24 protein-coding genes, 1 tRNA gene and 1 pseudogene are annotated in these 26398 nt (G+C 66.0%); 12 read left to right on the top strand and 14 right to left on the bottom strand.

Going from position 1 to position 26398, the window contains the following annotated elements; all coding sequences use genetic code 11:
• Window positions 1-11: 11 nt before the first annotated feature.
• Genes ACOGXQ_RS08435 through ACOGXQ_RS08420 form a run of 4 tightly spaced genes read right to left on the bottom strand, consistent with a single transcriptional unit; the run spans window position 12 to window position 4124 of the window.
• Window positions 12-1022: an ImmA/IrrE family metallo-endopeptidase gene (locus tag ACOGXQ_RS08435; protein ID WP_419946959.1), complete on the bottom strand. Its 1011-nt coding sequence runs from the start codon at window positions 1020-1022 to the stop codon at window positions 12-14.
• On the bottom strand, window positions 1019-1405 hold the full coding sequence (locus ACOGXQ_RS08430) for a helix-turn-helix domain-containing protein (protein ID WP_419946958.1): 387 nt from the start codon (window positions 1403-1405) through the stop codon (window positions 1019-1021). The genes ACOGXQ_RS08435 and ACOGXQ_RS08430 overlap by 4 nt, the downstream gene beginning before the upstream one ends.
• Window positions 1402-2706: a 4'-phosphopantetheinyl transferase superfamily protein gene (locus ACOGXQ_RS08425; protein ID WP_419946957.1), complete on the bottom strand. Its 1305-nt coding sequence runs from the start codon at window positions 2704-2706 to the stop codon at window positions 1402-1404. Before ACOGXQ_RS08425 ends, ACOGXQ_RS08430 begins: the two co-directional genes overlap by 4 nt.
• Entirely contained in the window at window positions 2703-4124 is a 1422-nt protein-coding gene (locus tag ACOGXQ_RS08420) for a nucleotide kinase domain-containing protein (RefSeq protein WP_419946956.1), read from the bottom strand. Before ACOGXQ_RS08420 ends, ACOGXQ_RS08425 begins: the two co-directional genes overlap by 4 nt.
• A gap of 349 nt (window positions 4125-4473) precedes the next feature.
• On the opposite strand from ACOGXQ_RS08420, the gene ACOGXQ_RS08415 reads away from it, so the two are divergent.
• The 6 genes and pseudogenes from ACOGXQ_RS08415 to ACOGXQ_RS08390 all read left to right on the top strand — a co-directional run.
• A complete protein-coding gene (locus ACOGXQ_RS08415; protein ID WP_419946955.1) occupies window positions 4474-5283 on the top strand; it encodes a hypothetical protein in 810 nt (269 codons plus the stop codon).
• Complete coding sequence (locus tag ACOGXQ_RS08410; protein WP_419946954.1) at window positions 5280-5867, top strand: hypothetical protein; 588 nt, start codon at window positions 5280-5282, stop codon at window positions 5865-5867. The genes ACOGXQ_RS08415 and ACOGXQ_RS08410 overlap by 4 nt, the downstream gene beginning before the upstream one ends.
• A 305-nt stretch (window positions 5868-6172) precedes the next feature.
• Window positions 6173-9661, top strand: coding sequence for a DEAD/DEAH box helicase family protein (locus tag ACOGXQ_RS08405; protein ID WP_419946953.1), 3489 nt, complete (start codon window positions 6173-6175; stop codon window positions 9659-9661).
• A 136-nt stretch (window positions 9662-9797) separates the two neighbouring features.
• On the top strand, window positions 9798-10670 hold the full coding sequence (locus ACOGXQ_RS08400) for an IS5 family transposase (RefSeq protein WP_419947325.1): 873 nt from the start codon (window positions 9798-9800) through the stop codon (window positions 10668-10670).
• Window positions 10671-10798: 128 nt separating this feature from the next.
• Window positions 10799-12130 carry an IS1380 family transposase gene (locus tag ACOGXQ_RS08395; protein ID WP_419946952.1) on the top strand — a complete coding sequence of 444 codons (1332 nt, stop codon included), beginning with the start codon at window positions 10799-10801 and terminating at the stop codon, window positions 12128-12130.
• A gap of 295 nt (window positions 12131-12425) precedes the next feature.
• Window positions 12426-13410 (top strand): annotated as a pseudogene (locus ACOGXQ_RS08390) (site-specific DNA-methyltransferase); the annotation flags it as partial.
• A gap of 39 nt (window positions 13411-13449) precedes the next feature.
• Here the strand turns inward: ACOGXQ_RS08390 and ACOGXQ_RS08385 are convergent.
• From ACOGXQ_RS08385 to ACOGXQ_RS08375, 3 genes are read right to left on the bottom strand one after another with little or no spacing between them, the layout of a single operon-like run.
• The gene (locus ACOGXQ_RS08385) at window positions 13450-13869 is read right to left on the bottom strand and encodes a type II toxin-antitoxin system VapC family toxin (RefSeq protein ID WP_419946951.1); all 420 of its coding nucleotides are present in this window, start codon (window positions 13867-13869) and stop codon (window positions 13450-13452) included.
• 16 nt (window positions 13870-13885) lie between these two features.
• The gene (locus ACOGXQ_RS08380) at window positions 13886-14134 is read right to left on the bottom strand and encodes a hypothetical protein (RefSeq protein ID WP_419946950.1); all 249 of its coding nucleotides are present in this window, start codon (window positions 14132-14134) and stop codon (window positions 13886-13888) included.
• A 52-nt stretch (window positions 14135-14186) separates the two neighbouring features.
• Window positions 14187-15401: an amidohydrolase family protein gene (locus ACOGXQ_RS08375; RefSeq protein WP_419946949.1), complete on the bottom strand. Its 1215-nt coding sequence runs from the start codon at window positions 15399-15401 to the stop codon at window positions 14187-14189.
• A gap of 165 nt (window positions 15402-15566) precedes the next feature.
• Here ACOGXQ_RS08375 and ACOGXQ_RS08370 point away from each other — a divergent pair, with 165 nt between their 5' ends.
• A complete protein-coding gene (locus tag ACOGXQ_RS08370; protein ID WP_419946948.1) occupies window positions 15567-16454 on the top strand; it encodes an SDR family NAD(P)-dependent oxidoreductase in 888 nt (295 codons plus the stop codon).
• Window positions 16455-16540: 86 nt separating this feature from the next.
• Here the strand turns inward: ACOGXQ_RS08370 and ACOGXQ_RS08365 are convergent, their stop codons facing one another.
• Window positions 16541-17164 (bottom strand): acetyl-CoA hydrolase/transferase C-terminal domain-containing protein, encoded by a 624-nt coding sequence (locus ACOGXQ_RS08365; RefSeq protein WP_419946947.1) that lies wholly within the window; start codon window positions 17162-17164, stop codon window positions 16541-16543.
• An 88-nt stretch (window positions 17165-17252) separates the two neighbouring features.
• Window positions 17253-17846: a hypothetical protein gene (locus ACOGXQ_RS08360; RefSeq protein ID WP_419946946.1), complete on the bottom strand. Its 594-nt coding sequence runs from the start codon at window positions 17844-17846 to the stop codon at window positions 17253-17255.
• Window positions 17847-18002: 156 nt separating this feature from the next.
• On the opposite strand from ACOGXQ_RS08360, the gene ACOGXQ_RS08355 reads away from it, so the two are divergent.
• Window positions 18003-19211 (top strand): acyl-CoA dehydrogenase family protein, encoded by a 1209-nt coding sequence (locus ACOGXQ_RS08355; RefSeq protein WP_419946945.1) that lies wholly within the window; start codon window positions 18003-18005, stop codon window positions 19209-19211.
• 412 nt (window positions 19212-19623) lie between these two features.
• On the opposite strand, the gene ACOGXQ_RS08350 is transcribed toward ACOGXQ_RS08355, so the two are convergent.
• Window positions 19624-20631 (bottom strand): hypothetical protein, encoded by a 1008-nt coding sequence (locus tag ACOGXQ_RS08350; protein WP_419946944.1) that lies wholly within the window; start codon window positions 20629-20631, stop codon window positions 19624-19626.
• 186 nt (window positions 20632-20817) lie between these two features.
• On the opposite strand from ACOGXQ_RS08350, the gene ACOGXQ_RS08345 reads away from it, so the two are divergent.
• Window positions 20818-21603, top strand: coding sequence for an SDR family oxidoreductase (locus ACOGXQ_RS08345; RefSeq protein ID WP_419946943.1), 786 nt, complete (start codon window positions 20818-20820; stop codon window positions 21601-21603).
• Window positions 21604-21706: 103 nt separating this feature from the next.
• Here the strand turns inward: ACOGXQ_RS08345 and ACOGXQ_RS08340 are convergent, their stop codons facing one another.
• Window positions 21707-22534, bottom strand: coding sequence for an FAD binding domain-containing protein (locus ACOGXQ_RS08340; RefSeq protein WP_419946942.1), 828 nt, complete (start codon window positions 22532-22534; stop codon window positions 21707-21709).
• Between the two features lie 13 nt (window positions 22535-22547).
• Complete coding sequence (locus ACOGXQ_RS08335) at window positions 22548-23018, bottom strand: (2Fe-2S)-binding protein (protein WP_419946941.1); 471 nt, start codon at window positions 23016-23018, stop codon at window positions 22548-22550.
• Between the two features lie 174 nt (window positions 23019-23192).
• Between ACOGXQ_RS08335 and ACOGXQ_RS08330 the strand changes: the two genes are divergently transcribed.
• Entirely contained in the window at window positions 23193-23780 is a 588-nt protein-coding gene (locus tag ACOGXQ_RS08330) for a TetR/AcrR family transcriptional regulator (protein ID WP_419946940.1), read from the top strand.
• On the opposite strand, the gene ACOGXQ_RS08325 is transcribed toward ACOGXQ_RS08330, so the two are convergent.
• Both ACOGXQ_RS08325 and eno read right to left on the bottom strand, forming a co-directional pair.
• Window positions 23777-24172, bottom strand: coding sequence for an FtsB family cell division protein (locus tag ACOGXQ_RS08325; protein ID WP_419946939.1), 396 nt, complete (start codon window positions 24170-24172; stop codon window positions 23777-23779). The genes ACOGXQ_RS08330 and ACOGXQ_RS08325 overlap by 4 nt on opposite strands.
• Entirely contained in the window at window positions 24169-25464 is a 1296-nt protein-coding gene (eno, locus tag ACOGXQ_RS08320) for a phosphopyruvate hydratase (RefSeq protein WP_419946938.1), read from the bottom strand. Before eno ends, ACOGXQ_RS08325 begins: the two co-directional genes overlap by 4 nt.
• A 197-nt stretch (window positions 25465-25661) precedes the next feature.
• Between eno and ACOGXQ_RS08315 the strand changes: the two genes are divergently transcribed.
• Together ACOGXQ_RS08315 and dut are read left to right on the top strand one after the other, a co-directional pair.
• Window positions 25662-25734, top strand: a tRNA-Lys gene (locus ACOGXQ_RS08315).
• Window positions 25735-25798: 64 nt separating this feature from the next.
• Complete coding sequence (gene dut, locus ACOGXQ_RS08310) at window positions 25799-26233, top strand: dUTP diphosphatase (RefSeq protein ID WP_419947366.1); 435 nt, start codon at window positions 25799-25801, stop codon at window positions 26231-26233.
• Window positions 26234-26398 lie beyond the last annotated feature (165 nt).

Genomic DNA, 26398 nt, shown 5'->3' with positions numbered 1-26398 from the left:
CGCATCATCGGTCAGGCGCTGGCACGCGCCAGGAGTTGGTCATGCTGGTTGGTGGAGATTCCCTGTCCCAGTTCGGATACCGGCAGCGGACGGGTGACCGCGTGAATGGTGAGCGGCGCGCCGGCCTCGCACTCGTCGCCGGGACGCCGAGAGAAGAACTCAAGTCGGGTGCGTCCGGGCTTGCATGCCTTGAGCGTCACGTGTCGGGCGTCTGCAGCACCGAACAACGTTCCTCTGAGATCGGCGTCGGAAGGCTGATGCCGGTCGTTGACGAGTGCGAACCTATCCCCAATGTCGGAGGGGAGCACCCATTCATAACCCGATTCGGGCATTTCGGGCAGTGCGATGTCGATTTCGTCGGCGACGTTGAGTTCGACTGCTCGCTGGTGGTCTGCCAGTGTGAGTCGCCGTACTGACGCCCACTGCTGGTCGGGTCGACGGCCGCCGAGGAGCATCTGCTTGATCTGGCGTGGATGCACCTTCCAAAGCTCCTGAGCCGACACAACTGGGATCTTGCCGAGAACGCGGAGCTGGGTGACCGTTGCTTGGTAGCTCACCCCGAGTTCTGCCGAAATCGAGTACACGTCGGTCGCGCTCAGGTCCGGATGGTCAGGGTCGTGCCCCCAATGCTCGAGCTGCGCCTCAACAGAGAGTTCGGACATGAGGAGACTCGCGGCAAACGTCTGGGCCTGAAATTCCTTCGGATCTTGGGATCGGTCCGTGATGGTTGCTTCGAGATCGAGGTGTGATTCGTGACCCAGTTCGTGATGCCCGAGTTCGTGTGCTGCTGTGAAGCGTTGCAGGGCTAGCGGCCGAGCAGCGTTGAGGGCGATGCCGGCCGTATCGCCAATTCGCAGATAGGTACCCAGCAAACGGTCGAGGCCGGCTTCGAAGCTGAGCCAGATGCCGCGATCTTCGATCAGGTCGAAGATCGGAACAGGATCGCCCGGCGAGAGCCCGGTTTCGGCGAGGACGTGCTCAGCTGCTAGGACGGCCTCACGTGCGAGGCTTCGGCGGTTCATTCTGCTCCTGTGCCGTCCCGGCTGGGAGCGCGGGCCGGTCCCGCCTCTCGGAGGAACTGGGCGAAGCGCAGGACTTGTTGCCGGTCGTCGTCGGACAACCCCGAGGCGGTGCGGAACAGCGCTTGCGTCGTCGCGTCAACCTCGTCGCTCTCGTCTCCCGAGAAGTGCGACAACGGTCTCCGGTAGAGGGCTGCGAGTTGCTTGAGTTCGAGGAAGGCGACTCTGCGGCGACCGGTCTCGATGTCCGAGACAGACGGGCGCGGGATGCCGAGATGGTCTGCGACCGCTGCCTGCGGCAGGCCGATGGCCTCGCGTGCATCCTTCAGTCGCTTGCCGAGCGCCGCCGATTCGTCTGCCGCGAGATTCTCAGGTGCCGTGCTCATTCGGGTGCTCCGACGCCGGCCAGCGCTGTATGCACCAGGGCGCTTGTGCGAGCTGACTTCGAGGCGGTGACGACGGCGATTGCGAAGCCCTCTTCGTGTGTGAGGCTGCACTCGAAGTCGGCCAGGCCTGATTCGCTGGCCTTGTCCTGGGCTGCACGGCTCAGCAGGAGCGATGGCCGCCCGTCAGATGCCGTGTTGACGACGATGTCGCGCATTTCGAGACCGCGAACCCCGGTTCCGATGGCCTTGAGCGCTGCCTCCTTCGCTGCAAATCTCGCGGCGAGTCGTTCGTAATCGCCGCCGCAGTCAAAGATCTCAGTCTCGGTGAACATCGTTTCGAGCACGATGCGATCTCCCCGAATGTCGGCTTCGAACTCGGCAACGCTGACCGCATCGACACCGACCGCCGTCGCCGTCCGATCGACTGTGTTGCCAATAGCGACACCGGTCACTGCCGCAAGTCGCGCAGCCGTCGCCATCCTGCGGCACGGCGACGCATCAGACACGGCAGCGGCAGCCTGTTCGTGGAGATCACGCAAGGCCACCTTCCCGAATCCCGCGAAGGTGCCGATCTCTGCGCTCGCATGCGTGGCGACGACGGTGACCGTCCCCAGGCCAAGTCCGGCATGATGGCTCAGTGCGCGACCCAGACGAGCGAGTCCCAGATAGTTGCCGTATGCCTTCTTGATGAGATGCTGGTTGCGATACAGAGCCGTGAGGTGAACGTTGGCATCTTCAACCGTCAATGAGATGTGGCTGAGGCAAGGGAAGCCGTACGGCGAGCCATTGCGACCGGGGGCTTGAGTCCGCAAGTCGAGCGCGGGATCCTCAAGGGCGATCTCGTAATCGCTGCTGTAGTTGTACTTGGGCTGCGCTGGGTTGGCGTAGCGGCGGAGCCGTTCAGCCACCTCGGTGAGCTGATTGATCGACTGTCCGTCAGGTCCTGGCCAAGCGACCATGCGATGGCAGTATTCGCCGCCGGGAGATGCCGCCTTCGCGACCTCAAATCCTTCGAGGTAGAGGTCCGTGAACTCTTGGAGTGCGTCGATTCCAAGATCTTCTTCGTAGAGCTCCGCCGCGAAGATGGTGTTGGCGACGGTCTCGACTGGCCAGCGTTGCCATGACTTGGACGACTGCGGACGGCTTTCGATGAACTCGTCCAGGACTGCTCTCACCGGTACGATCTCGTCGTCGGCATTCCAACTGGTCACGACATTGACAGCCGTGCCGCCGACATCGAGCACTGCCCCGAAGGTGTCGATCCAGGCCTCGGAGAGGGTTCGCCGATAGATCGAGATCACGCTCGGACCAGCGCTGGCGCCGTCTTCGAGGCCAAGAGTTCGATCAAGTTGGCCACGTCGGTCACTTGATCAGGCTTGAGGTCGGATTGCTTGACGACTTTGCCGACTTGGAGGCTCTTGCACACTCGGGCGATGATGACCATCGCCTTGCGCGACGGAATCCGCTCCTCATCGCCGGAGTCGAGGGCGGCTTCGATGGTGTTGCGGTCGAGGCGCAGCCTTGGCAGCTCGCTCAGGACGAGTTCACGAATCCTCTGGAGGTGTTCAGCGGGTGGTACCTCGGCTGAGGGCACGGTCACGGCTTCGGCTTTGTAGTCCATGGCTACACCATAGCTTGTGTTGGTCGGAAAATACGACAATAACTTTCTGCCATCCGAGTGAGTTCCGAAGTCGACGGGTGCGTCGGCTGACCAAGGGAGGCGCCACTTCGGCGGGTAGCCGAGGCGCAGGGGCTGTTCGTCGGGCCGAAAGGTCTGCTTGATGCGCTTCGGTCCGCCGACGCTGATTTCTGGGTGTGCAGCACGGGCGTACTTGTCGACCTCACAGAAAAGATTCTGGCAATCAATCAGATGCAAGGGTCGGCCCCAAAGATCCTTGAATTCGACGGAGTTGTCCGTCAGGTAGACCTCTGCAGAGTTCGTCATGGCGCGGATCACACCGACCGGATCGAGCCCACGGGTGTCGGTGAAGCACTTCTCGATGCCTCTCAGCGCTCCAGGCCCCGCGACGACAAACTCCATCTCGTCGAACGGGAAGTGAGGGCTGTAGTTGAGGTCGATTGCGTACTGGTAGGCCAAGAACGAGCCGAACGAGGGGATCTGCAGCAGCTTCTGGTAGAGGCCTTGCAGCGACTGAGCCTGGGTAATGGCGTCGATTGTGCCGTCGGCGATGATCTGCTCCAGAAGCGCCACGTGGTTGGCGTGCTTGCGACGGTGGCCCAGCGCGGGCGAGGGCATGATGTAGGCGCCTGAGTAGAGGCGGGTGCCCGATTGGAACCGACGATCCAATGCGCCCGTGTACGCAGCGCTGTCGAACGTGGCGATGGTGGGTTGGCCGACTTGGCTGACCAAGTGCTGCCAAGTGTCGGTGTGGTTGAAGATCTTGAAGAGCAGCACGCGCAGAACCGTGTCGCGGTATTCGTAATCGCCGGAGTAGATGACATCCTGCAGAAGTGACTGGCTGACCCGATCAGAGGCCCGGTAAGCGTTCGTGAAGCGATGTGACTGCAGAATCTGATCCTCAGTCCACGGTGCCGACTCTCCACGCAGTCGCCGCATGAACATCGCCTGCCGCTCTGCAGCCAGGTACCAATAGCGCCAGAAGACCTTGGTGACCCTCACCCGCCGACCGTCGAGCTCAACACTCGACCGCTCGGCACCCAGGTCCAGTCGGGGCACAGGTGTGTTGGCTCGATGCATCTGCACGATGGTCGCACGAACGCACCGTGTCCGGGGTGGACTTCTGTCATGCCTGTCTGCGCACCGTTCGCGCGCGCTCACAGTTCATGACGGGTGTCGCTGGTTCATCGTGCAGAAACCAGGCCAGTCTCGTGCTTCCGTCGTTCGCTTGTCCCTCTTGAGCACACGTCGCGCCGCTGCCCCGGCAAGCCGCTTGGACCTGAGAGGGGTGCTTGGACGGGTACTGGGATATGTACTCAGCAGGTACTGTTATGGCTACCGCTGGTAAGGCGATTCAAACTTCAGCCTGCTGGTGTTTCCGTCCGCTGGCAGGGTGGCATTCGAAAGCTGTTGGTATACGGTGACGGGCATGGCAACAGCGTGCCACGAGCAGCCGGCTACGGCCAACCAAACCATCGATGCCATCGTAGATGAGGCTGGCCGCGACCATGCTCCGCTGCGCAAGACATTTCTGCAGAAGCCCGACTCGGAGGGTGCGGATCGCGCGTCAGCGATGGCCGACCTTGTCCGTGCAGGTGATTCGCTCGGACTCCGCTTGTACTTGACCGCCGTACTGAAGGCGTCATCACCGCCATGGGACACAGCGCTGCCCGCCCCGGTTTGGGCACGTGCGCTCGGTAACCCGCTGCCGACCTCGAAGGGCGCCACGGGTGCGATCTCCAAGGCATGGCGTCGGTTGGAAGATCACGGCCTGATCCGCCGAAGCCGCTACAACCGCATGGCCCAGATCACGCTGCTTCGCGAAGATGGCTCTGGGCAGGACTACACCCATCCTGGTGACAAGGACTGCCGGACGGAGGCCGACGACTATTTCAAGGTCCCAGTGGCGCTATGGCGGCTTGGGCCTAGCGGCGAAGGACGCTGGATCAGGGAGTTGAGCGTTCCCGAGCTTGCGATGCTGCTGATCTCGTTGAGCTTGAGAGATGAGTCTTGGCTGCCGATCGAGCACGCCCCAGACTGGTACGGCGTCTCAGCCGATACGGCCCAGCGAGGGCTTTCCGGCCTCCGGAATCGCGATTTGCTGGATGTTGACATCCGCGTGAAGACTGCGCCGCTGTCGCCCACGGGTGCCACAACAGAGCACCTCTACACGCTGAAAGCTCCTTTCGGCCCGACCGGTCGGCGTCAGCGATCCCGACGTCGAGGAGCCAAGCGATGACGAGGCTCAGCGACGGTCAACCGATACGCGGTGACGTGGTGGCCGTCATCGACGAGTCGTCGCCGGTCGCTGGCGCGGGCGTCTACTACGTCGTCACCGCCGCAGTGGTCTTCGACCCGTCGAACATTCGCCACCGTGTTGGCGGCGTCGTCGGCGAACGAACCTCGCCATTTCACTACCGCCGCGAAGGCCCAGAAGCGATTGAACGGATGGTGGCTCTTATCGAGGACATAGGGCTGATGGCATCGGTGCTGTGGCGGCCTGTCGCCAGGCGTGGCCAAGTTGCTGCGCGGCGCGACCTGCTAGCAGCCCACGCCCGCCGGTTGGCCCATGACGGCATCACACACGTGATCATCGAGTCAGGTGACGAGACCAGCGATCAGCGCGACCAAGAAACCCTGCTGGACACATTCGCGACGGAGGGCGGGGTGCCGTTTCGGTACGACTGGCGCTCGAAAGCCGAACCACTCCTGTGGATTGCCGATGCCATCTGCGGCATCACCGCCGAACACCTGCTGGAAGGCAATCACACGATCTTCGACCGGCTCGCGAACGCCGGGATCATCGAGGTGGTCAACATATGACCAGAAATGCGAAAGCCCCGGCTCCCGTCCTAGTCGGCCTGCCTTGCGGCACGCCCTCGGCCTGGCACTCCGGGACTCGCGTCTTTCCCCCGGAACAGCACCGGAGGACACGGTCATTATCGGCCCATCAAGCCCAAATGTCAACCTCAGCGCCAGAGATGACGAACGGTCTGCCACCAAACATGCCGATTTTGCAGCGAAGTCTGGCTCAGGGCACGGCAATCGGGCTCAGGTAGAGATCACTGCTCGTGACACACGCGTTCTAGGGTGAGTCGGATGCCGGGTCTGCAGTGTGAGGCGGCGGAGTGAGTTCTGTTTCGGAGGCGGCGTTTGAGGAGCACATTGCCGACTGGTTGGTCAGCCACGGTGGGTACCAGCACGTCAAGATCGGCAACGCTGGAGACCAACCCCGGGATTTCGACCCGGCTGCGGGCATCGACACGGCGGACCTGTTCGAGTTCATCGGGGCGACGCAGGGAGTTGCCTGGGAGCGCCTTGTCCAGACGGCCTACGGCGGCGATCGCGTCAAGGCGCAGGAGGGCTTCACGCAGCGGCTCGCAGCAGAGTTGGATAAGCGAGGCACCGTTGACGTGCTGCGCCGGGGCGTGGTGGACCGCAATGTCACGATCCAGCTTGCGTACTTCCGGCCTGCTCACGACTTGACGCCTGAGCTGGCCGAGCGTTACGACGCGAACGTGCTGTCGGTGACCCGGCAACTGCCCTTCGAACCGAGCAGCAACCAGACCGTCGATCTGGGCCTGTCCGTGAACGGCATTCCGGTGGCCACGGCTGAGCTCAAGAATCAGCTCACGGGCCAAGGCGTCGAGGACGCCGTCGCCCAGTACCGCAGGCGTCCGCAGCGGAATCGGACTTTGAGCCGGCTCGGCATGGTGCATTTCGCTGTCGATCCGTCGTCGGTGGCGATGACGACCCGGCTGGCGGGAGCGAGCACCCGGTTTCTGCCGTTCAACCGCGGCCATGAGCTGGGGAAGGGCAATCCTCCGAATCCCGACGGGCATCACACGGCCTATCTATGGGAGCAGGTGTGGTGCCGTGACGCCTGGCTGGACGTCTTGGGCCGCTTCGTGCACGTGGACAAGCCGTCGAAGGGTTCCAAGGCCCGTCCCGAGGTGGTCTTTCCGAGGTTCCACCAGTGGGATGCTGTGCGGCGCCTCGAGGCCGACGCCAGACAGAACGGGCCGGGTCGCAGTTACTTGGTGCAGCACTCGGCGGGCTCGGGAAAGTCCAACTCGATCGCGTGGCTGGCGCACCGGTTGTCGTCGCTGCACACCACGAATAACGCCAGGGTGTTCGACAAGGTCGTGGTCATCACCGACCGCGTTGTGCTCGATCGCCAGTTGCAGGACACGATCAGCCAGTTCGAGCACGCGGTGGGTGTGGTGCAGCGCATCGACGAGTCCTCGGCACAGCTCGCCGAAGCTCTGGCTAGTGAGCAGGCGCGCATCATCGTCACGACACTGCAGAAGTTCCCGTACGTCTTCGACAAGATCGACGCGCTGCCCGAGCGCAGCTACGCGGTGATCGTTGACGAGGCACACTCGTCACAGACCGGCGAGGCTGCCAAGGAGTTGCGGCGAGCGCTGGGCGCGGCCGAGCCCGAGATCGACGACGACGCCGATGTCGAACCCGCCGAGGCCGAAGAACTGCTGGCCGAGGCCGTGGCGGCGCGAGGTCCTCAGCCCAACCTGTCGTTCTTCGCGTTCACCGCGACCCCCAAGGGCCGCACCCTGGAACTCTTCGGCGAACTCGACGACAGTGGCAAGCACCAGCCATTCCATCTGTATCCGATGCGCCAGGCCATCGAAGAGGGCTTCATCATGGACGTGCTGGCCGGCTACATGACCTACACGCAGTACTCCCGCCTGGAGAAGGCGATCCTCGACGACCCCTCCTATGAAACCAGCAAGGCCCGCAGTGCGCTGGCTCGGTTCGTCACGCTGCACCCTGACAATCTGTCGCAGAAGGCCGAGATCGTCGTGGAGCACTTCCGCTCGAAGATCGCCCGCCAAGTCGGCGGCCATGCGAAGGCGATGGTGGTGTGCTCGTCGAGGCCTCATGCGGTGCGGATGTGGGAGGCGCTGCGCGGCTACATCTCGAACAACGGGTACGAGATCGGGGTGCTGGTGGCGTTCTCGGGTGAGATCGACGGGCTGACCGAGACGAAGGCGAACGGCTTCGGTGAATCGCAGACCGCGGTGCAGTTCGACACCGACCAATGGCAGATCATGGTGGTTGCCGAGAAGTTCCAGACGGGATTTGACCAGCCGAAATTGACCGCCATGTACGTCGACAAGACGCTGACCGGCCTAGCCGCAGTGCAGACGCTGTCGCGGCTCAACCGTATCCACCCCGACAAGTCAGGCACGTTCGTCGTGGATTTCGTGAACGATGCCGAAGACATCGGCGAGGCATTCGCCGTGTACCACGGCAAGACTGTCGCTCCACCGACAGATCCGAACCTGCTGTTCGACACCCGGCACGACCTCGACGGATTCGGCGTTCTGGACGTAGGCGAGATGCAACGGGCAGCCGTGCTGCTGCTGAGCGAGAATGCGCACGCTCAGATCCACGCTGCTCTGCAACCGGCGGTCGAACGCTTCGCCGGGCTGTCCGACGAGGATCAGGAGGCCTTTCGGGATGCGCTCGGTCGATTTGTGCGCGTCTACGGATTTCTGTCGCTTGTGGTGCCGTTCGGCAACCCTGAACTTGAGCGGGACTATCTCTTCTGCCGTGCGCTGGCGGCGTTGACCCGGGATTCCTCGGCCGGCGAGACCATCAGCTTGGGCTCGGAAGTGGAGCTCACCCACCTTCGGCACGAGCTGACATTCGAAGGTTCGATCGACCTTCCTGGCGGCGAAGCCGAAGTCACCACGATCTACTCCGGGACCGGGCCGATGGTCGACCCCGAGGAAGAACGGCTGTCGGAGATCATCGCCCGTATCAACGAGCGCTTGGGCACTGACTGGACTGACGAGGACCGTTTGGTGTTCGAGGCAGCGGCTGGCGACCTGATCGCCGACGTCCACGTCCAGAACCAGGCGGCCAGCAACGACGAGGCCACGTTCCGCGACCATGTGTTTCCCGACCGGTACCAGAAGGCGCTGCTAGCACGCATGGATCGCAACAGCGGACTGATCTACGAGTACCTGGACGACGAGACGCTGCAGGCGGCCGTACGGGACATCTACGCCGTCGAAGTCCATCGGCGCGCCACGGTGGCTCGCCAGCGAACGTGCCCAATCGGCGAGCTGCTCGGCGCCGACCGCGAATCCCAATTCCTGGAGTACAAGTCCACCCTGCGCTGGGATATCCGCCAAGAACGCAAAGGCGGCCACCCTGAAGACGCCGTCGTCAAGACGATCGCCGGGTTCGCCAACTCGCCCATCGGCGGAACGCTGCTGGTCGGTGTTGCGGATGACGGCACTCTGTACGGCCTCGAAGACGACTTTGCCACGTTCTCCAAGCGAGACGAGCGCGGCGACCGCGACCTGTGGGGCCAACATCTTGAAAACCTGATCCGCAGTCGCCTCGGCGACTCTGTCCTTCCGCTTGTCGCTACCGAGTTCCACACCATTGACGGCCATCATCTCGCCCGAGTCAGCATCGAGCCATCAGGACTCCCCGTTTACGAGCGAAATGGCAACGACCAGATCTTCTGGCTGCGCACTCGCACGTCGACGGTCGTCGTCCGAGACCCAAGCGAACGCGACCGCGTCATGGCACGCCGTTGGCCAGCTGACATGACCGGCTCGCGACAATCGACTTCCGGCTAGACCCAGCGCGAGAAGGGCAGCTCAGCTCTCGATCTCGACGGCAGAAACGCTGCTAAGAGGCCGCGCGGATAGGCGGCCGTCCACGGGTCGTCTGGTTCGCCGGTGTATTGGTCGGGTTGTCCTGAACTTGACGACCGTGGAGGCCGGTTTCATCATGCGCGCTTTGAGCAAGGTGGTGGTGGATGTCATCTGGGCTGCGGTCGAGCCGCGGTTGGCTCGTCCCCGGTCGCATCCGCTGGGCTGTCACCGGCCTCGGATATCGGATCGGCTGTGCCTGCGGGGGATCATCATCAGGCTGGTGACGGGCTGCTCGTGGGAGTCCGTTGAGCACCTGTTGGACGGCGAGGTGTCTGACACGACGCTGCGGTCGCGCCGCGACGAATGGGTCGCCGCCGGGGTGTTCGATCACATCGCGGCCGAGGCGATCGCCGCGTGGGACCGCATCATGGGCCTGCGGCTCGCCGATCTGTGCGTCGACGGCTCGGTCCACAAGGCCCCTTGCGGCGGGGCGGGGACTGGCAAAAGCCCTGTTGACAGGCGGAAACTGGGCTGGAAGTGGTCGCTGGCGACCGACGCGGCGGGCACCCCGGTCGCGTGGGCCGCCGACGGCGCGAACCGCAACGACATCATGCTGTTCGAGCCCACCCTCGCCGAGATCGAACGCCGAGGCCTGCACCACGACATCGAAACCGTCCATCTCGACCGCGGCTACATCGGCGCCCGCGTCGACCGGGCCGTCCACAAAGCAGGCATCGCCGACATCGAGCGGCCCGCCAAGCGGCCCCCCACAACCACAGACCCCAAACCGGCCGCCGCCCCCATGGGGCTGCGCTGGACAGTGGAGCGCACCAACTCCTGGCTGTCCAACTACGGGCAGCTACGACGCAACACCGACCGCAAACCCCAGCACCGCCTCGCCCAACTCGCCCTCGCCATAACGCTCATCATCGTCATCAAACTCATCGACCACCGCAACCGCTGGCAGCCCACCGAACCACCTATCCGCTGACGCTCTAAGCCCCGATCCACCGGTTCGGTTGGGCTGGTGGGGGTTTGCGTCCACCAGAAAGGCCTCCTGACGTGGCATTTTGCCGGTTGTGAGAACGCGGCGTGATGCCATGACGGGAGGCACTTTCTGTGAGCGATGATACGCGGTTGTTGGACCGGGTCGAGGCAGTGTTCGACGAGGGCTCTTTGGTGGGGGACGCGGGTCTGCTGGCGGTGGGCACCTTGGCGGGCCGGCTGGGCTTGGAGGGCTTGATCGACGAGACTGTGCGTCCGCCGGCGGCGGGCCGCGGGTCGGGAGCGAAGGTGCTCACGGCGGTGTGCTCGATGCTGGTGGGCGGGTCGTTCTTCTCTGACGCGGATCGGCTGCGGGCCGGCTCGGCTGGGTCGGTGCTGGGGTTCGCGCCGGTGGCGCCGTCCACGCTGGGGACGTTCGCGAGGTCGTTCTCGTGGGGTCATGTGCGCCAGCTCGACCGCGCCCAGGAGCTCGCGTTGGGCCGTGCGTGGGCTGCTGGGGCCGCCCCGGCCGCGGAAGCGATCACGGTCGACATCGACTCCACGCTGTGCGAGGTGCACAGCGACGCGAAGCACGGCGCCGCGTACGGCCACGGCGGGCGGCTCGGCTATCACCCGCTGGTGGCGGCCCGCGACGACACCGGTGAGATCGTGCACTCCCGGATGCGCAAGGGCTCCTCGCAGCGGGGACACGTCGATTTCGCCGCGGAGACCTTGGCGCGGGTGCGCCGCCTGGCGCCGGGCGCGGCGCTCACGCTTCGAGCTGACGCGGGGTTCTTCTCGTGGGACCTGATCGACAAGCTCGACGCGCACGGCACGAGGTTCCTGATCGCGATCGCCCGCAACCCTGCTGTCGACAAGGCGATCGCCGCCATCGGCGACGACGACTGGACACCGATCGGCTACACCGACGACGGCGAAGCCCAGGTCGCCCAGGCCACGCTGACCAGCGGCCGACGCGCCGCGGGCAAGCCCAAGCGCACGGTCCGCCTCGTGGTGCGCCGCACCCGCCTCGCCGGCGACCAAGCCGAGCTGTGGCCGAACTGGCGCCACCACGCGTTCGTCACCGACATCGACGACGACGAGCTCGACACCAAAGCAGCCGACACCGCCTACCGCGCCCACGCCCGCGTCGAACAAGCAATCAAGGACCTCAAAGCCGGCGGCCTCGCCCACAGCCCCTCAGGACGGTTCGCGGCCAACGCCGCCTGGCTCGCCTTCGCCGTCCTCGCCCACAACATCGCACGCTGGACCGCGCGCATCGGCCGGGTCCACGAACCCCGCAAGCTCACCGTCGCAGCCACCATCGCCCGACGCCTGCTCAACATCCCCGCCCGGCTCGTCAACCGCAGCGGCCGACCCACCCTGCGGCTGCCCGCCAAATGGCCCTGGGCAGCCCAGTTCACCGCCGCGCTGCGACACATCCGCAACCTGCCCCAGCGCTGCTGAGCAAACCCCAGCGCCACGCAGCGCCGCGCAGCACACCCCAGGCGCAGCACACAAACCAACCCCCGAGCCGACGCCGACCAACCACGCGTCCGCCCAGCCCTCACCCCGCCCCCACGACAAACCGCGCCACCGACATCCCGCCCAACCCGACACCGCACACCCCACCGGTGGATCTGGGCTAAGCGCTGGCGGCGCGAGGTCGGTTCTGAGGCGGGCGGTCAGCTCCAGCAATTCCCCGTTCGCGCGGTCGGCTCTGAAGAACTCGGCCAACTTCTCTTGGCGAGGTTGGCTTGACGAGGACAGATCGAAGGTACGCGTCGCCGGGCCGTTCACCGTCGAGAGCATCTCACCGCATCGCTACCTGGGCCTCGACGCCGACGACCAGCTGATCGATCCTGTAGCCGACGCACGGAGCAATGGAGAGGCGCCGCAGGACTTCGTGTCGCTGATCCTCGACAACCTGCGGACCGCAGGGGTGCAGCAGGCACACAAGACAGACCGCATCGACTTCATCTCGCTGCAGCCGTGGCCGGGTGACTACGTCTGCGCCGAAGGCGCCTATACCGAGGCTCTGCAGCCATCGAAGGACGACTCAGCCGATCCGTCCGGTGCTGGTAGTCGAAGAGCAGCGATCTTCGTCGGCCCAGAGTTCGGCACCGTCACGCGCCCATTCCTCGTGGCGGCTGCTCAAGAGGCCGCCGAGGCGGGCTTCGATGTCCTGATCTCGTGCGCATTCAACTACGACGCGCAGGCGTCCGCGTTCATCAGGTCAGGGCCATTGCAGGTGCTGAAGGCCAGGATGAACGCCGATCTGCACATGGCCGGCGAACTCAAGAGCACTGGCAGCGGCAACCTGTTCGTGATCTTCGGCGAACCCGACATCGAGCTGCTCACGGCCCACCCGACCGAGGACGGCACCGCGCAGTTCTGCGTGAAGCTGAGAGGGATCGACGTTTTCGATCCGACGACCGGCGATGTGCGCAGCGACGAGCCGGGTTCCATCGCGTGCTGGTTTGTCGACACCGACTACGACCACGAGAGCTTCTTTGTGCGTCACGCCTACTTCCTCGCGTCACGCCTACTTCCTCGGTGCCGACGATCCCTACAAGTCGCTCAAGACAACCTTGAAGGCAGAGATCGACGAGAACGCCTGGGCAACCCTGAACAGCGACACATCGCGTCCGTTCCCGGTTCCCGAGACCGGCCACATCGCCGTCAAGGTCATCAACCACCTCGGCGACGAAGTGATGAAGGTCTTCCGCGTCCCTACCCTCGACTGACTGATCGCGCACAGCGCTGACGACGGGCAGACCTTCGCCTCAGGGCGCGACGCGGAAGGCCCGGCGCCGACCGGGGCCGTAGCGGTACACCCGGAAATCGCGGTCGAGTGTGACCGCCTCGGTGATGCCCAGCCGTTCCATGACGGCCCAGCTTGTTCGATCCGAGAGCGAAAAGTCCTGATCGCTGAACGTCGCTCCGATAGCTGCTGCGACTTCCAGATCGCCCAGCAACGAGACTTCGACTCGGGCGGTTCCCCTGCGAATGGCATTCACCAGAGTCTCAGCGGCGAACCGGTCATGCCGGTGCTTCATCACCATCCATGTCTCCTGCAGCACATGGTCGGCCGTCAGCAGCCGACCCTGCCGGTCACCGAGCGCCTCCGCTACACGAGTGTGGGACGACTCCGAGCCATCCGCGATCGACACCCACGCAGAGGTATCGACGAAGCAGAGTTCCATCTGACTGACTCTGCGCTCAGTCGAGGTGCTGGCGGTGCTGCGCTGCTACGGCCTCAGCCACGATGGCGTTGCAGTCTGCAGCCATATCGAACGGCTCGCCATGGACGATCGCGCGGATGGCATCAAGATCGCCTTGAGGATCTGCTGTGCTGAGCTCCCTGTCGAACAGCCGCCGCGCAAACTCTGCGAAGCTGATTCCCTGCTGCGCTGCGCGCTGCTTCGCCTCGGCGTGAAGGTGGTCCGGAAGCGTGATGACTGTCCTCATAGTGATATCATAGCATCACTCGATGCGCCGGTGACCGGTGCCGTGATGCCCGCTACAGGTCGAAGACTTGGCGGGCGTTGTCGCCGATGAAGGCCCGCCGCCACTCGGCGGGGAACATGTCGACGAGCTCGTCGAGATCGAGCACGTACTCGGGCGTGTGGTCGGCGTGGGGGAAGTCGCTGGCCCACATGAACCGGTCGTGCCCGTAACGCTTCGCCAAGGCCGGTATGGAGCGCTCGTCGGGATCACACGAGATCCACACCTGCCGCATGAAGTACTCGCTGGGCTTCATCTCGAGCGGCACCCGGGTGCCGGTGTAGGTATGGCCGAACACCGCATCGATGCGGTCGAGGCAGTAGCCGAGCCAGCCGCCGCCCGATTCGAGCACCAGCACCTTCAGTTCCGGGAACCGCTCGAACACGCCGTAGTCGAACAGCGACACGAACTGGTGCCGCACCCCGTCCGACGCGGTCATCGACGCCGTCAGACGCAGCTCGCGCACGTGCTCCCAGGTGCCCATGCGGGTGCCCTTGGTCCACTGGGGCTCGAACGTGGGATGGATGGCGAAGGGCACGCCGAGGTCTTGGGCCGCCTCGTACACCGGGTCGTGGTCGGGGTGACCCAGCGGGCGGGTGCTGTGCGTGAACGGCGCCACGAAGCAACCCCGTGCGCCGTCGGCCACCGAGCGCCGCAGCTCGGCCGCCGCAGCCACCGGATCTGTCATCGAGATGTGGGCGACGGGAATGAGCCGGTCGGAATGATCCCGGCAGAACTCGCAGATCCAGCGGTTGTAGGCGCGCGTGTAGGCTTGGCTCAGCTCGGCGTCGTCGAGCTCGGCCTCCCACAGCAGTCCCATCGTCGGCAGCAACACCGCGATGTCGAGGCCTTCGGCATCGAGCAGCTCGATCCGCTGGTGGGGGTCCATGGCGCCGAAGGGGATCTCGCCGACGTAGGTGCGATCGGGGTTGAACATGATGTCGGGCAGATCGGGAGCGCCCATGGCGCCCAGCGTCGAGACCATGCCGGGGCGGGCCAGCTTGCTGCGCTGGTTGTCGATCATGAGCACTTCGAGACCGCGCTCGGGCTCGATCTCGATGCGCAGCGCCCGGTCCTTGTAACGATCCTCGAGGTATTCCTGCCACAGGTCCGGCGGCTCGAGGATGTGGCCGTCGGCATCCACTGCGCCGGCGTGAGCGATCTTGTGCACCTCGTGCATGTGGCGCTGCCCGCCGTCGCTGGCGAGCTGTCGCTGGACGGTCGTAGTCATGATTCCTCCCGGTGAACCCTGGTGCCCGTTCGGATTCTCTCACGTCAGTGCTCGGGCGTCAGCGGAACGGTGCCACACGGCAGCTGCGCGGCGATGTCGGGGCGCGGCAACGTCACATAGGCGACAATCGCGGCGTCATATTCGACAGCACGGGAGGGCAGCACGATGAGTGAGAGCAGTGGCAGCTCCGGGGGACGGCTCGCTGGCAAGGCTGCGGTGATCACCGGCGGGGCGAGCGGCATGGGACGGTCGACGGTCGAGCTATTCCTGGCAGAAGGCGCCTCGGTCGTGATCGGCGACCTCAACGCCGACGCTGGGCATGCATTCATAGAGGAGCTGACCGGCGCGGGCCTGGGCGATCGCGCTCGCTTCACACGCACCGATGTGGCGGTCGAGGACGACGTGGCCGCGATGACCGAGCTGGCAGTCGAGGCATTCGGCCAGCTGGACGTGGTGTTCAACAACGCGGGCATCGGCGGGGCCTTCGGCCCGATCACCGAGCTGGACGCGGACGCTTGGGACGAGACCTTCGCCATCCTGGTGCGCTCGGTGATGCTGGGCACCAAGCACGCGGCGCGGGTCATGATCCCGCAGGGCACCGGCGGCTCCATCATCAACACGGCGTCCATCGCCGGGATGGGCGGTGGCGCAGGCCCGCAGGCGTACTCGGCGGCCAAGGCGGCGGTGATCAGCCTGGCGCAGACCACCGGACTGGAGCTGGCGCCCCACCGCATTCGCGTCAACGCCATCTGCCCGGGTCTCATCTTCACGCCGTTGATGCACAGCGGAAACGAAGCCCAAGCCGAGGAGGTCATGTCTGAGATGCAGCCGTGGCCGGATCGGGGCGAGGGTACCGACATCGCGTCCATGGCGCTGTTCCTGGCCAGCGACGAGAGCAAGTTCGTGAGCGGCCAGCAACTCGTGGTCGACGGCGCCATGCTCGCTGCTGGACCGCGAATCCACGGCCGCATGCACAACACCCGCAACCTTCACCGCATGGCAGGCATGGCTTACGGCACTACCGGCCAGGCTGCGACTGTTCGTCGCCTTTAGTTGCGCCCGCGGCAGAGGCGGCAGGACCCTCTGCTCCGGGAATCCGGCAGGTTCCAACCTCGCAGAGTTCCCTGTCGCCTCCGCCGCTATGACATCTGTGCCCCACCGCTCAGGCCGTCGCGGAAGTCGGGGTGGGCTATGGAGATGAGCAGCTCCGCTCGCTCGTCGAGCGAGCGGCCGCGCAGCTCCACCGCACCGAACTCGGTCGCCACGATGTCGGCCGTGTACGCCGGCAATGTCGTGGGAGCGCCCGCTTCGAGGCGCTGCACGATGCGCGAGATGCGTCCGCTGGCTGCGGTGGACGGCATGGCGACGATGGACCGGCCGCCGGTCGCTACACAGGCGCCGAATGCGAAGTCGGGCGCCCCGCCGGGTCCGGAGATGTAGCGGCCAGCGATCATTTCGGAGTTGGCCGAGCCGTCGAGGGCCATCTGCACGGTCGATTGCAGTGCCACGAAGTTGCGAATCTGGGCGATGCCTTCGATGCCGTGGCTCAACGCGCCGTTCACGAGCTGCACCGCCGGATTGCCGTCGACCCAGTCGTAGAGGCGGCGCGTGCCCATCACCTCTGCGGCGACGCTGACACCGTCGCCGACCGGTCCCTTGTGACGGTTGTCCACCGCACCGCTGTCGATGAGATCGATGCAGGCGTCGTTGATCATGCCGCCGTGCAGGCCGAGATGCCGGCGGTCGGTCAGGCTCGAGAGCACCGCATCGGGGATGGAACCGATCCCGAACTGCAGCGTCGTCCCGTCGCCGATGAACTGGCCGACGTGGGCCGCAATCGCGGCTGCGGTCTCATCGACTACGGCGGCGCCAGCTCAGGCAGCGGTTCGTCGACTTCAACGAGCCCGTCAAAGTCGGTGCGGTGGCATTCCCCTCGCCGTGCACGTACGGCATGTGAGGGTTCACCTGCGCGATCACCAGCGGGGTGGATCGCAGCAGGTCGACGTGACCGCCGACGCCCGTGCCGAGGCTCATACGGCCGCCTACGTCAGGCGGGTTGGCCTGGCAGAGCAGAACGTCGGCCTCCAAGCCGCCGCCGGGTCCCACGAGGCCGGTGATGTCCGAGTAGCGGGCTGGGACCACGCCGAAATGCGGGCTGTCGAGTGCGTCGCGCAGAGTCCCGCTCGGCTGAAGCGACGTCCAGCGGAACGGGTTGCCGAGATGATCCAGAGGTGCGGGCCGATCCAGCAGGAAGGCGCTGACGAACTCGAGCTCTGCGAAGCGGTCGTGCGCCGCGTCAATGGCAGCGAGCAGGCCGTAGGGGGCCGCAGAGTCCTGTGCGACATAGACGCGTGCCCTGCGCCCGATGCGCCCGGTCGCCTCGTCGATGCCGAGCTGGACACCGGCACGATTGCCTTGGCGCGCGGAGGGGCGGTCTGGATTCATCTCGGCAGCCCTTCTCGGCACCCGGCGGCCTGGTAGCCGACCGGTTGGCGAACTGTACGGCGGCCCGGCGTGGCGCCGCTGATCGTCGGCCCCGTCTGACAGGTCGCGCCGTCTGCTCCGAGATGGGCGCGGCATTCGAATGGCAAGATGCGGGCCATGACCTCTGCTGCGATCGACTCTGACGCCATGCCCCCGACGGAGCTGGCACACGAACTGATGCCGGAGGTGGCAGACGCTGCGGTGAGTGCGGCCGACCAGGAGGTGGTGGATCGGGCGGCGGCATGGGCCAGCTCCGCGGTCGCGCCGCACGCCGAGTCCTGGGAGCGTGAACGCCGCTTCGCGGCTGAGGCATTTCAGAGCGCGGCGGAAGAACAGCTGTGCGGGTTGCTCGTGCCCGTTGCCGATGGTGGTTCGGGGCTGAGTCAGGTCGGGCTGGCACGGGTGCTCGAAGAGGTGGCCGCGGCCGACTTCGCCATCGCATTCGTGCTCGTCTGTCACAACAATCTGGCGGGTGCGGTGAGCAGGCATGCCCCCGCGGAGATGCGGGAGCGGGCACTGGGGCCGTTGGTCTCGGGCGAGCGGCTCGGCGCTTTCCTCTTGACGGAGCCCGGCGTCGGCAGCGATGCCGCCAAGATCACTACGACAGCGCGTCGCGACCGTGACGAGTGGGTCATCGACGGTCGCAAGGCGTGGGTCAGCAATGGCACGGCGGCCGACGTGATGTCGGTGTACGCGCAGGCCGATCCCGCAGCGGGACACCGGGGCATCATGACGTTCCTCGTCGACAGCAGCACTGACGGCATCGAGCGGACCGACGGCTACGAGCTCATCGGCGCCCACGGCATCGGCACCAACGAGATCCGCTTCGACGAGTGCCGGGTCTCCGATGCCGAGGTGATGGTGCCCCTCGGCGAAGGGTTCGTTGCCGCGATGGAAGGCATCGACATCGCCCGGGTGCTGGTCGCGGCGATGTGCTGCGGCATGATGCGCACTGGGCTGGCGGCGGCCATTGACTATGTGCGCCAGCGTCAGGCATTCGGCGGCCGTGTCGCTGACCTGCAAGGCGTCCGGTTCACGCTGGCTGATGTCGCTACCGATCTCGAGGCAGCGCGTCTGCTGACGTACCGGGCGGCGCTGGCTGTCGCCGAAGGCCGGCCGGCAGCCGTCGCCGCCGCTCACGCCAAGAAGTTCGCGACACGCGCGGCGGAGCGTCGGCTGGCGGATTGCATGCAGGTGATGGGTGCCGTCGGTGCGCGCAGGGACCATCCGCTGCCACGGCACTTGGCGGCGTCGCGTCTGACGCATTACGTGGACGGGGCGACGGAGATCCAGGACGTCGTGATCAGCCGGGCATTGCTCGACTGAGCCTTTCCCATGGGACTGTCAAAGAGACAGACCGCAAGACAGTCTTGGCCTGCTCAGGTCTTCTTGGTATCGCCGAGCCAGCCGACGATGGCACCGGCTACCTGCCGTTCCGGCGCGTCGTCGGTCTCAAAGCGGCGCTTCGCATTTGCGCGTGGAGCAGGTCGGTGAGGGTGCCGGTGGCGTAGGCAGGGATCCCCCAGAATCGGAGGCGTGTTGTTGCCCCGGTTCGGGAGGATCGGTGTGGCAGTCGGACCCCTGCCGCAAGGCGTTCGACGTCACGGCGCCGCACAGGCAGTGGCCCGAGGCGGCCGGTTCAGTGCCTGACTCCGCAGGTTCGCTCATCGCAGCACCCCCGAGATCCCGTCCTGCCGTCACTGCCCGATTGTCCCCTGGCCTGCAGGCCGCTCGAGAATCAGTTGCAGAGACCGTCGTCGCTGACGCCCCGATGGCTGTAGCACAGGGTCGTCGCCGAGACTTGGCGCAGGGTGTACGGCCCAGCGTCGGTGGCGAGGTCGCCGTCGGTGTTGGCAGCCATCCAGTCGCCTGCGGCGTCGACGTCGATGTACAGCCGGTAGCCGCGCACCGAGTCGTCGGGCTGCCCGACGACATCGACGGCCACTTCGATGACTCCTTCGAGGGTGCTGGGCGGCGCGACGGTCCTGACGCGGGAAACCGGATCGGCCGCGGAGGCGTACTGCGCGACGACTGCGTCGGTCAGCTCGTGCAGCGTGGCTGCCTCGGCGTCGGCGCTGAGGCCGAGAAGCACTTCTGCGGTGACGTCGTGACGCTGCCCTGACGCGAACGGCGCCAGATAGTTGCTGCTGGCCCAGCCGGTCACCGGGCCGGCCTGGATCTCGTGCCAGGTGGAGGTCGCCAGGTCGCGTGTGCGGCCGGTCGCGATGAGTCCCACGATGTCGAGCGTCGCGAGATGGCCGACGGCATCGGGTCCCTGCACGAGCAGCGAGGGTCCTTCCGCGGCGGAATTGCCGATGCGGATCGACAGAGTTGCCGCGATCGTCCCGTTGGGCACCTCGCGCAGGTTGAGCCAATCGTCGTGGGTGACGCCGACGACGCCGAGCCGGGTGCCCTCCGCTGGGCCGAACGCCGCGGGCGTGCCTGGCAGCGCATCGTCGGGCACCGGCGAGACAGCCGGCTGACCGGCGTCGCTCGCTGGTGACGCCGAGGTCGCGGTCACCGACGGCACAGTCTCCGGCGACAGAGGCGCTTCGGTGGTCGCCGCGGACTCGGCGGCAACCTCCGCATCGCTGCTGTCATCGGTATCCGGAGGAACGCTCGACGACGGCGGGACCGGCGAGACAGCCGGCGTCTGGTCGCCAGTCGCGCTCAACGCGACGAACAGCGACAGCGCCGACAGTGCAAGCGCGCAAAACGCCGCCACTGCAACAAATCGATTGGTCATTTGCGCGAAGGCTCCTGTCAGTCCGATTGCCAGCAACAACGGGTATACCGCGCCGCAGCCTCCGCCCGTCGGCAACCAGGCCCCTTGGCCAGCACGGCCCATGCCTCACACACGGTCCTCTCGCTCGCCGACCAATGCCTCTGTAACGTTCTGGCACGGACGCGTTGCGGTTCCGGGCAACCACAGATGGGCTGGCCGATCCGGCTCGACGAGACATGGGGACGGGCGATGGACTTGGGAATTGCGGGACGCACCGCGGCAGTCGCTGCGGGCTCGGCAGGGCTGGGACTCGGCTCGGCGAAGGCACTGGCGGCCGAGGGTGTGCGGGTGGCGATTTGCGGCCGGGATCCGGAGCGGCTGGCGGCCGCTGCAGGTCAGATCGACGGCGAGGTGCTGACCGTTACAGCCGACCTTGCCAACCCCGCCGAAGGACGCAGCTTCGTGTCCCAAGCCATCGAGGGCCTGGGTTCGGTGGACATCCTGGTCACCAACGCCGGAGGGCCGCCGCCCGGCATGTTCGACACCACCGAGATCGATGCCTATCAGATGGCCTTCGACATGAACTGCAAGGCCATGATCGAGATGTGCCGGGTCGCCATCCCGCCGATGCGTGATCGTGGCTGGGGCCGGGTGTGCGCCATCACCAGCGTGGGCGTGAAGCAGCCGATTCCGTTCCTGCTCGCCAGCTCAGTGGCGCGGGCCGGGCTGACCAGCTTCCTCAAGCTCACTGCCCGGGAACTGGCCCCGACCGGTGTGACCGTGAACTCGGCTCAGCCGGGCACCCACTGGAGCGACCGCGTGGCCAAGATGATGGACCAGGAACAGGCCGCCAAGAGCAACCCGATGAACGTCTGCGGCGACTGCGACGACTTCGGCGCCGCAGTCGCGTTCCTGTGCAGCGAGCAGGCCAAGTTCATTACGGGCACCGGCCTGCTCATCGACGGTGGCCAATCCACCGGGCTGCTCGACTGAGCACCGCGCCTGAGCCGTTGAGCGCGGCCGGCTCGCGCCGAGCTGCGATCAACTCCAGCCGGCAGCCGCCGGCCTGTAGCGACGAATTGGGCGACGAGTCGGGTTAGGAGACGCCGGCCGCTTCGAGCGCCCGCCGGGTGAGCACACGGGCGAGGTGGTTGCGGTAGTCCGGCGCGGCGTTCAGGTCGGTGGGGGCATCGGCGCCCTCGGCGGCCTGCTCTGCAGCTTCTGCAGCCGACGCGCCGCCGGCCAGCGCGGCCTCGGTCGCGCTGGCACGCAGCGGCGTCGAGCCCATGTTCACCAGTGCCACGTTGGTGCCGCCGTTCACCGTCACCGCGGCTGCGCCTACGATCGCCCAGTCCTGGGCCCGCCGGTTGAACTTCTGGTAGTTCCAGCCAGCGCCGGGCGCCTTCGGCACCCGGATCTCGGTGAGCATCTCGTCGTCGGCCAAGGCCGATTCGAAGTAGCCGGTGAAGAAGTCGCCGGCGGCTATCTCACGAGTGCCGCCGGGTCCTTGGGCCACGAGCGTGCCGCCCAGCGCCAGAACCGCTGCGGGAAGATCCGAAGCAGGATCGGAGTGCGCCAGCGAGCCGCCGAGCGTGCCGCGGTGGCGGACCTGGGGGTCGCCCACCTCCCCTGCCACATGCCCCAGCAGGGGGCACTCGGCTGCCAGCAGGTCGCTGGTCTCCAGCGCGCGGTGCCGGGTCAGGGCGCCGATGGCGATGTGGTCGCCGCCGTCGTTGATGTAGCTGAGGTCGGTCACGCGGCCGATGTCGACGACCACGCTGGGCACCGCCAAGCGCAGCTTCATCATCGGCAGCAGCGAATGGCCGCCCGCCAGCAGCTTGGCTTCGTCGCCGTGCTCGCCGAGCAGTGCGATGGCCTCGGCGGCGGAACCCGCCCGTTCGTAGTCGAATGCTGCAGGAATCATTGCCGTGCTCCCCTCAGGCCGATGTCTCGCCGGCCGCGCAGGCCAGCACCGACTTGACGATGTTGTGATACCCCGTGCAGCGACACAGGTTCCCTTCCAGGCCGAGGCGTACTTCCCGCTCTGTCGGACTGGGGTTCTCCTCGAGCAGCGAGACCGCTGCCATGACCATGCCCGGTGTGCAGTAGCCGCACTGCAGGCCGTGGTTCTGCCGGAAGGCCTCCTGCATGGGGTGCAGTTCGTCCTCCGACGGCGCCAAGCCTTCGATCGTCAGGATGTCCTCGCCGTCGGCCTGCACCGCCAGCATCGTGCACGACTTCACCGATTCGCCGTTCACATGCACCGTGCAGGCCCCGCACGAGGACGTGTCGCAGCCCACGTTGGTTCCTGTCAGCCGCAGGTCATCCCGCAGCCAGTACACGAGCAGCGTGCGCGGCTCGACTTCGCCGGTACGCGTCTCGCCGTTCACCGTGACGCTGATCTCCACTATGACCTCTCCCGTCTTCGTCGGCTGTCAGGCCGAGCAGGGTATCTGTCGGCCGTCAGGCTGGGCATCTGTACGCTCAGCCCGCGGGCTGAGCGGCCACCATCATGCACCATGCGGCAGCGACGCGCCGACACGGGGACACCGGGCACTGGACGGCAGCAGTAGTTTGACGATGTGGCGACCTCCGAGGCCGTCGCGGGTCCCGGCGACCCGCGGGAGAGCGTGAGCGAGACTGCGCCCCCGGACACACGGGATCTCATCTTGCGGCGCGCTCGAGATCTGTTCTCGCGGCAGGGATACCGCGGCACCTCCGTCCGGCAGGTCACGTCGGGACTCGGCCTGACGCCGGCGGCGCTCTACTACCACTTCACGGGCAAGGAAGACGTGCTCGCCGGGGTGCTGGCCCCGATGGAACGTGACGGCGAGGCCATGATCGCCCGGATGGCGGAACTTGTGCAGACGCCGGAGATGCTGCGGGAAATTCTCGATCGGTACTTCGACTTGCTGGCGCGAGACATTGTCGTGTTCCGGCTCGTTGCCGACGACGTCGACGTGCAGAAGAGTGCCGTCGGTCAGCGGCTGCGAGCGCAAGCTGGGACCCTGTTCGCCTGGCTGACCGGATCCTCGGCAGATGTCGCCGATCGCATCCGGGCCGCGGCCGCCGTGGGCACGATACGGCTCTCGCTCGAGCAGCGCGGCGTGGATCCTGATGCACACCGCGATGCCATCATCGGACGCGCGTTGAGGATCATGACTGACTAGTCACGGTCGCCGAGCAGGTACGCCACGCCTGGCAGCGGCCATGCCGACGGCAGGTCGACCACATCATCGGCAGGGTCCACGTTCAATCGGTAGAGAATGTCCCCTTCGCGCACGAGCGAGAACTGCTCACGTGCAATCCGTGCCACGACGACCGGATCCTTGGCGTCGGCGACACGCTCAGACAGGTGGGATGTCTCAGCCTGCAACCGCGCCAGCGTCTCTTCTGCGTGAGCGATGCTGCGGCGCTGGGAGGTGAGCAATTGCCAGGGAAACAACAGAACCGCCAAGAGTCCCACCGCACTCACCACGATGACCAGGCCGACGAGCACCGTCATCACCCGCCGTCCTGAGCGGGGGCGGCGCCCGACTGGTGTGTCTGCCGGGGTGCTCATCTGTGCGCTGCCAGCGAATTGCCGCCCCGGTAGACAGCGAATTCGCCGAGCTCCTCTTCGATGCGCAGCAACTGGTTGTACTTGGCGACCCGATCCGAGCGCGCCGGCGCGCCCGTCTTGATCTGGCCGCAGTTGGTGGCGACTGCAAGGTCGGCGATGGTGGTGTCCTCGGTCTCGCCAGAACGATGAGACATCACTGCGGTGTAGCCGGCGCGGGCCGCGAGGTCTACGGCGTCCAGCGTCTCGCTGAGCGTGCCGATCTGGTTGACCTTGACGAGAATGCTGTTGGCGACACCGGCGGCGATGCCACGCCCCAGCCGTTCGATGTTCGTCACGAACAGGTCGTCGCCGACCAGTTGGACTCGGTCGCCGAGTCCCTCAGAGAGCCGCGACCATCCCACCCAGTCGTCTTCAGCCATGCCGTCCTCGATCGAGCAGATCGGGTAGCGGTCGCACAGATCGGCCAGGCAGTCCGAGAACGAGACGGCGTCGAGCTCCCGGCCTTCCCCGGCCAGACGGTAGATCCCGTCGTCGTAGAACTCGGTCGATGCCACGTCGAGGGCGAGCGCCATGTCGGTGCCGGGCTCGAAACCGGCCTCGCCGATCGCCTCGACCAGCAGTGCCAGCGCAGCCTCGTTGGATTCCAGGTCGGGTGCGAAACCGCCTTCGTCGCCGACGGCGGTCGACAGCCCCCGGGAGCGAAGCACCTGTCTCAGCGCGTGGTAGGTCTCGGTGCCCCATCGCAGGGCCTCGGAGAACGACGCCGCTCCGACCGGGACGATCATGAACTCCTGCAGGTCCACGTTGTTGTCCGCGTGGGAGCCGCCGTTGATGACATTCATCATCGGCGTGGGTAGCACATGCGCATTGGCGCCGCCCACATGCCGGAACAGGGATATGCCGAGCGTCGCTGCGGCGGCATGGGCGGTTGCCAGCGAGGCCGCCAGCACGGCGTTCGCCCCGAGCCGAGCCTTGTTCATAGTGGCGTCGAGCTCGATGAGCGCTTGGTCGACGGCCCGCTGTTCGACGGCATCGTGGCCCACGAGCGCAGCGCCGATCTCGCCGTTCACATGGGAGACCGCATCGGCCACTCCCTTGCCGCCGAAACGGTCGGTGCCGTCACGCAGCTCGACCGCTTCGAACTGGCCTGTCGAAGCACCCGAAGGCACGATCGCCCGGCCGACGGCGCCCCCAACGGTGCGCACTTCGGCCTCAACGGTGGGATTGCCCCGAGAGTCCAGCACCTCGCGGCCAGTCACCTGAACGATCTGCGTCGACGCGTGCGCTGTCACGCAATGCCACAGTACCGAAGGCTGACGCGGGCAGGATGGCGCGCTGCGGCTTCACTCAAGAGTTCAGCCTCTGGCAGGATGCTCCAAGAATCGATTCTTGGGCAGTTGCCGAGCGCAAATCCGCAGGCCAGGGACTTGCACCTCTGGCTACATCCGCATATTTCAGCATCCTGCTAACCTCGGTGCGCCCGTATGTGGGGCCGCTAGCTCATCGGGTAGAGCAGGGGACTTTTAATCCCAAGGTGCCGGGTTCAAGTCCCGGGCGGCCTACCGAGGCAGCAAAGCACCCGATGTCGAACCGCTAGCTCAAGCCTGCCCTACAGTGCTCGCCGTGGTGGCTGTGCCGATACAACGCTTGGATCTCGACCTTCCGCTGCCGGCTTACGCCAAGCCCGGCGATGCGGGCTGCGACCTGCTCGCAGCCGAGTCGGTCACGCTTGGGGCTGGCGGAGGCCGCGCGATGATCCGGACCGGCGTCGCGGTGGCCATCCCGCGGGGCTATGCCGGATTCGTCCAGCCTCGCAGCGGGCTGGCGTGGCGACACGGAATCACATGCGTGAACTCACCCGGGCTGATCGACAGCGGCTACCGGGACGAGTTGCGCGTGCTGCTGCTGAACACCGACCCGACGGCACCCTACGAGATTCAGCGCGGTGACCGCATCGCGCAACTCGTGATCCAGCGTGTCGAACAGGCCGAATGGGCAGAAGCCGACTCGCTCGACGACACCGAGCGAGGCTTCGGCGGTTTCGGACACTCAGGCCGCTGACTGATGCATGCGTCAAGGGCCGTCCCAGCAACGGCCGCATCGAAGGCGCAAACAACCTGCTCCAAATCCTGCGACGCAGAGCACATGGCTTCACCAGCTTCGGAGTCCGCGGCATCCCCGTCACTCAACCTGACAAAGCCGAACCCAGCAGCTCCACACCACAGA

It is taken from the genome of Candidatus Poriferisodalis sp., from assembly GCF_965208485.1.
Lineage (GTDB): Bacteria > Actinomycetota > Acidimicrobiia > Acidimicrobiales > Poriferisodalaceae > Poriferisodalis.
Note: the sequence above shows the minus strand (reverse complement) of the source record. Positions and strands in the feature narration are given on the sequence as shown.

What these genes read in the sequence shown, in the direction of transcription:
- ACOGXQ_RS08415 (WP_419946955.1), top strand. Translation starts at nt 4,474, where the DNA reads ATGGCAACAGCGTGCCACGAGCAGCCGGCTACGGCCAACCAAACCATC.
- ACOGXQ_RS08410 (WP_419946954.1), top strand. Translation starts at nt 5,280, where the DNA reads ATGACGAGGCTCAGCGACGGTCAACCGATACGCGGTGACGTGGTGGCC.
- ACOGXQ_RS08385 (WP_419946951.1), bottom strand. Translation starts at nt 13,869, where the DNA reads ATGGAACTCTGCTTCGTCGATACCTCTGCGTGGGTGTCGATCGCGGAT.
- ACOGXQ_RS08370 (WP_419946948.1), top strand. Translation starts at nt 15,567, where the DNA reads ATGAGTGAGAGCAGTGGCAGCTCCGGGGGACGGCTCGCTGGCAAGGCT.
- ACOGXQ_RS08430 (WP_419946958.1), bottom strand. Translation starts at nt 1,405, where the DNA reads ATGAGCACGGCACCTGAGAATCTCGCGGCAGACGAATCGGCGGCGCTC.
- ACOGXQ_RS08420 (WP_419946956.1), bottom strand. Translation starts at nt 4,124, where the DNA reads ATGCATCGAGCCAACACACCTGTGCCCCGACTGGACCTGGGTGCCGAG.
- ACOGXQ_RS08360 (WP_419946946.1), bottom strand. Translation starts at nt 17,846, where the DNA reads ATGAATCCAGACCGCCCCTCCGCGCGCCAAGGCAATCGTGCCGGTGTC.
- ACOGXQ_RS08355 (WP_419946945.1), top strand. Translation starts at nt 18,003, where the DNA reads ATGACCTCTGCTGCGATCGACTCTGACGCCATGCCCCCGACGGAGCTG.
- ACOGXQ_RS08350 (WP_419946944.1), bottom strand. Translation starts at nt 20,631, where the DNA reads ATGACCAATCGATTTGTTGCAGTGGCGGCGTTTTGCGCGCTTGCACTG.
- ACOGXQ_RS08435 (WP_419946959.1), bottom strand. Translation starts at nt 1,022, where the DNA reads ATGAACCGCCGAAGCCTCGCACGTGAGGCCGTCCTAGCAGCTGAGCAC.
- ACOGXQ_RS08375 (WP_419946949.1), bottom strand. Translation starts at nt 15,401, where the DNA reads ATGACTACGACCGTCCAGCGACAGCTCGCCAGCGACGGCGGGCAGCGC.
- ACOGXQ_RS08380 (WP_419946950.1), bottom strand. Translation starts at nt 14,134, where the DNA reads ATGAGGACAGTCATCACGCTTCCGGACCACCTTCACGCCGAGGCGAAG.
- ACOGXQ_RS08345 (WP_419946943.1), top strand. Translation starts at nt 20,818, where the DNA reads ATGGGCTGGCCGATCCGGCTCGACGAGACATGGGGACGGGCGATGGAC.
- ACOGXQ_RS08325 (WP_419946939.1), bottom strand. Translation starts at nt 24,172, where the DNA reads ATGAGCACCCCGGCAGACACACCAGTCGGGCGCCGCCCCCGCTCAGGA.
- ACOGXQ_RS08340 (WP_419946942.1), bottom strand. Translation starts at nt 22,534, where the DNA reads ATGATTCCTGCAGCATTCGACTACGAACGGGCGGGTTCCGCCGCCGAG.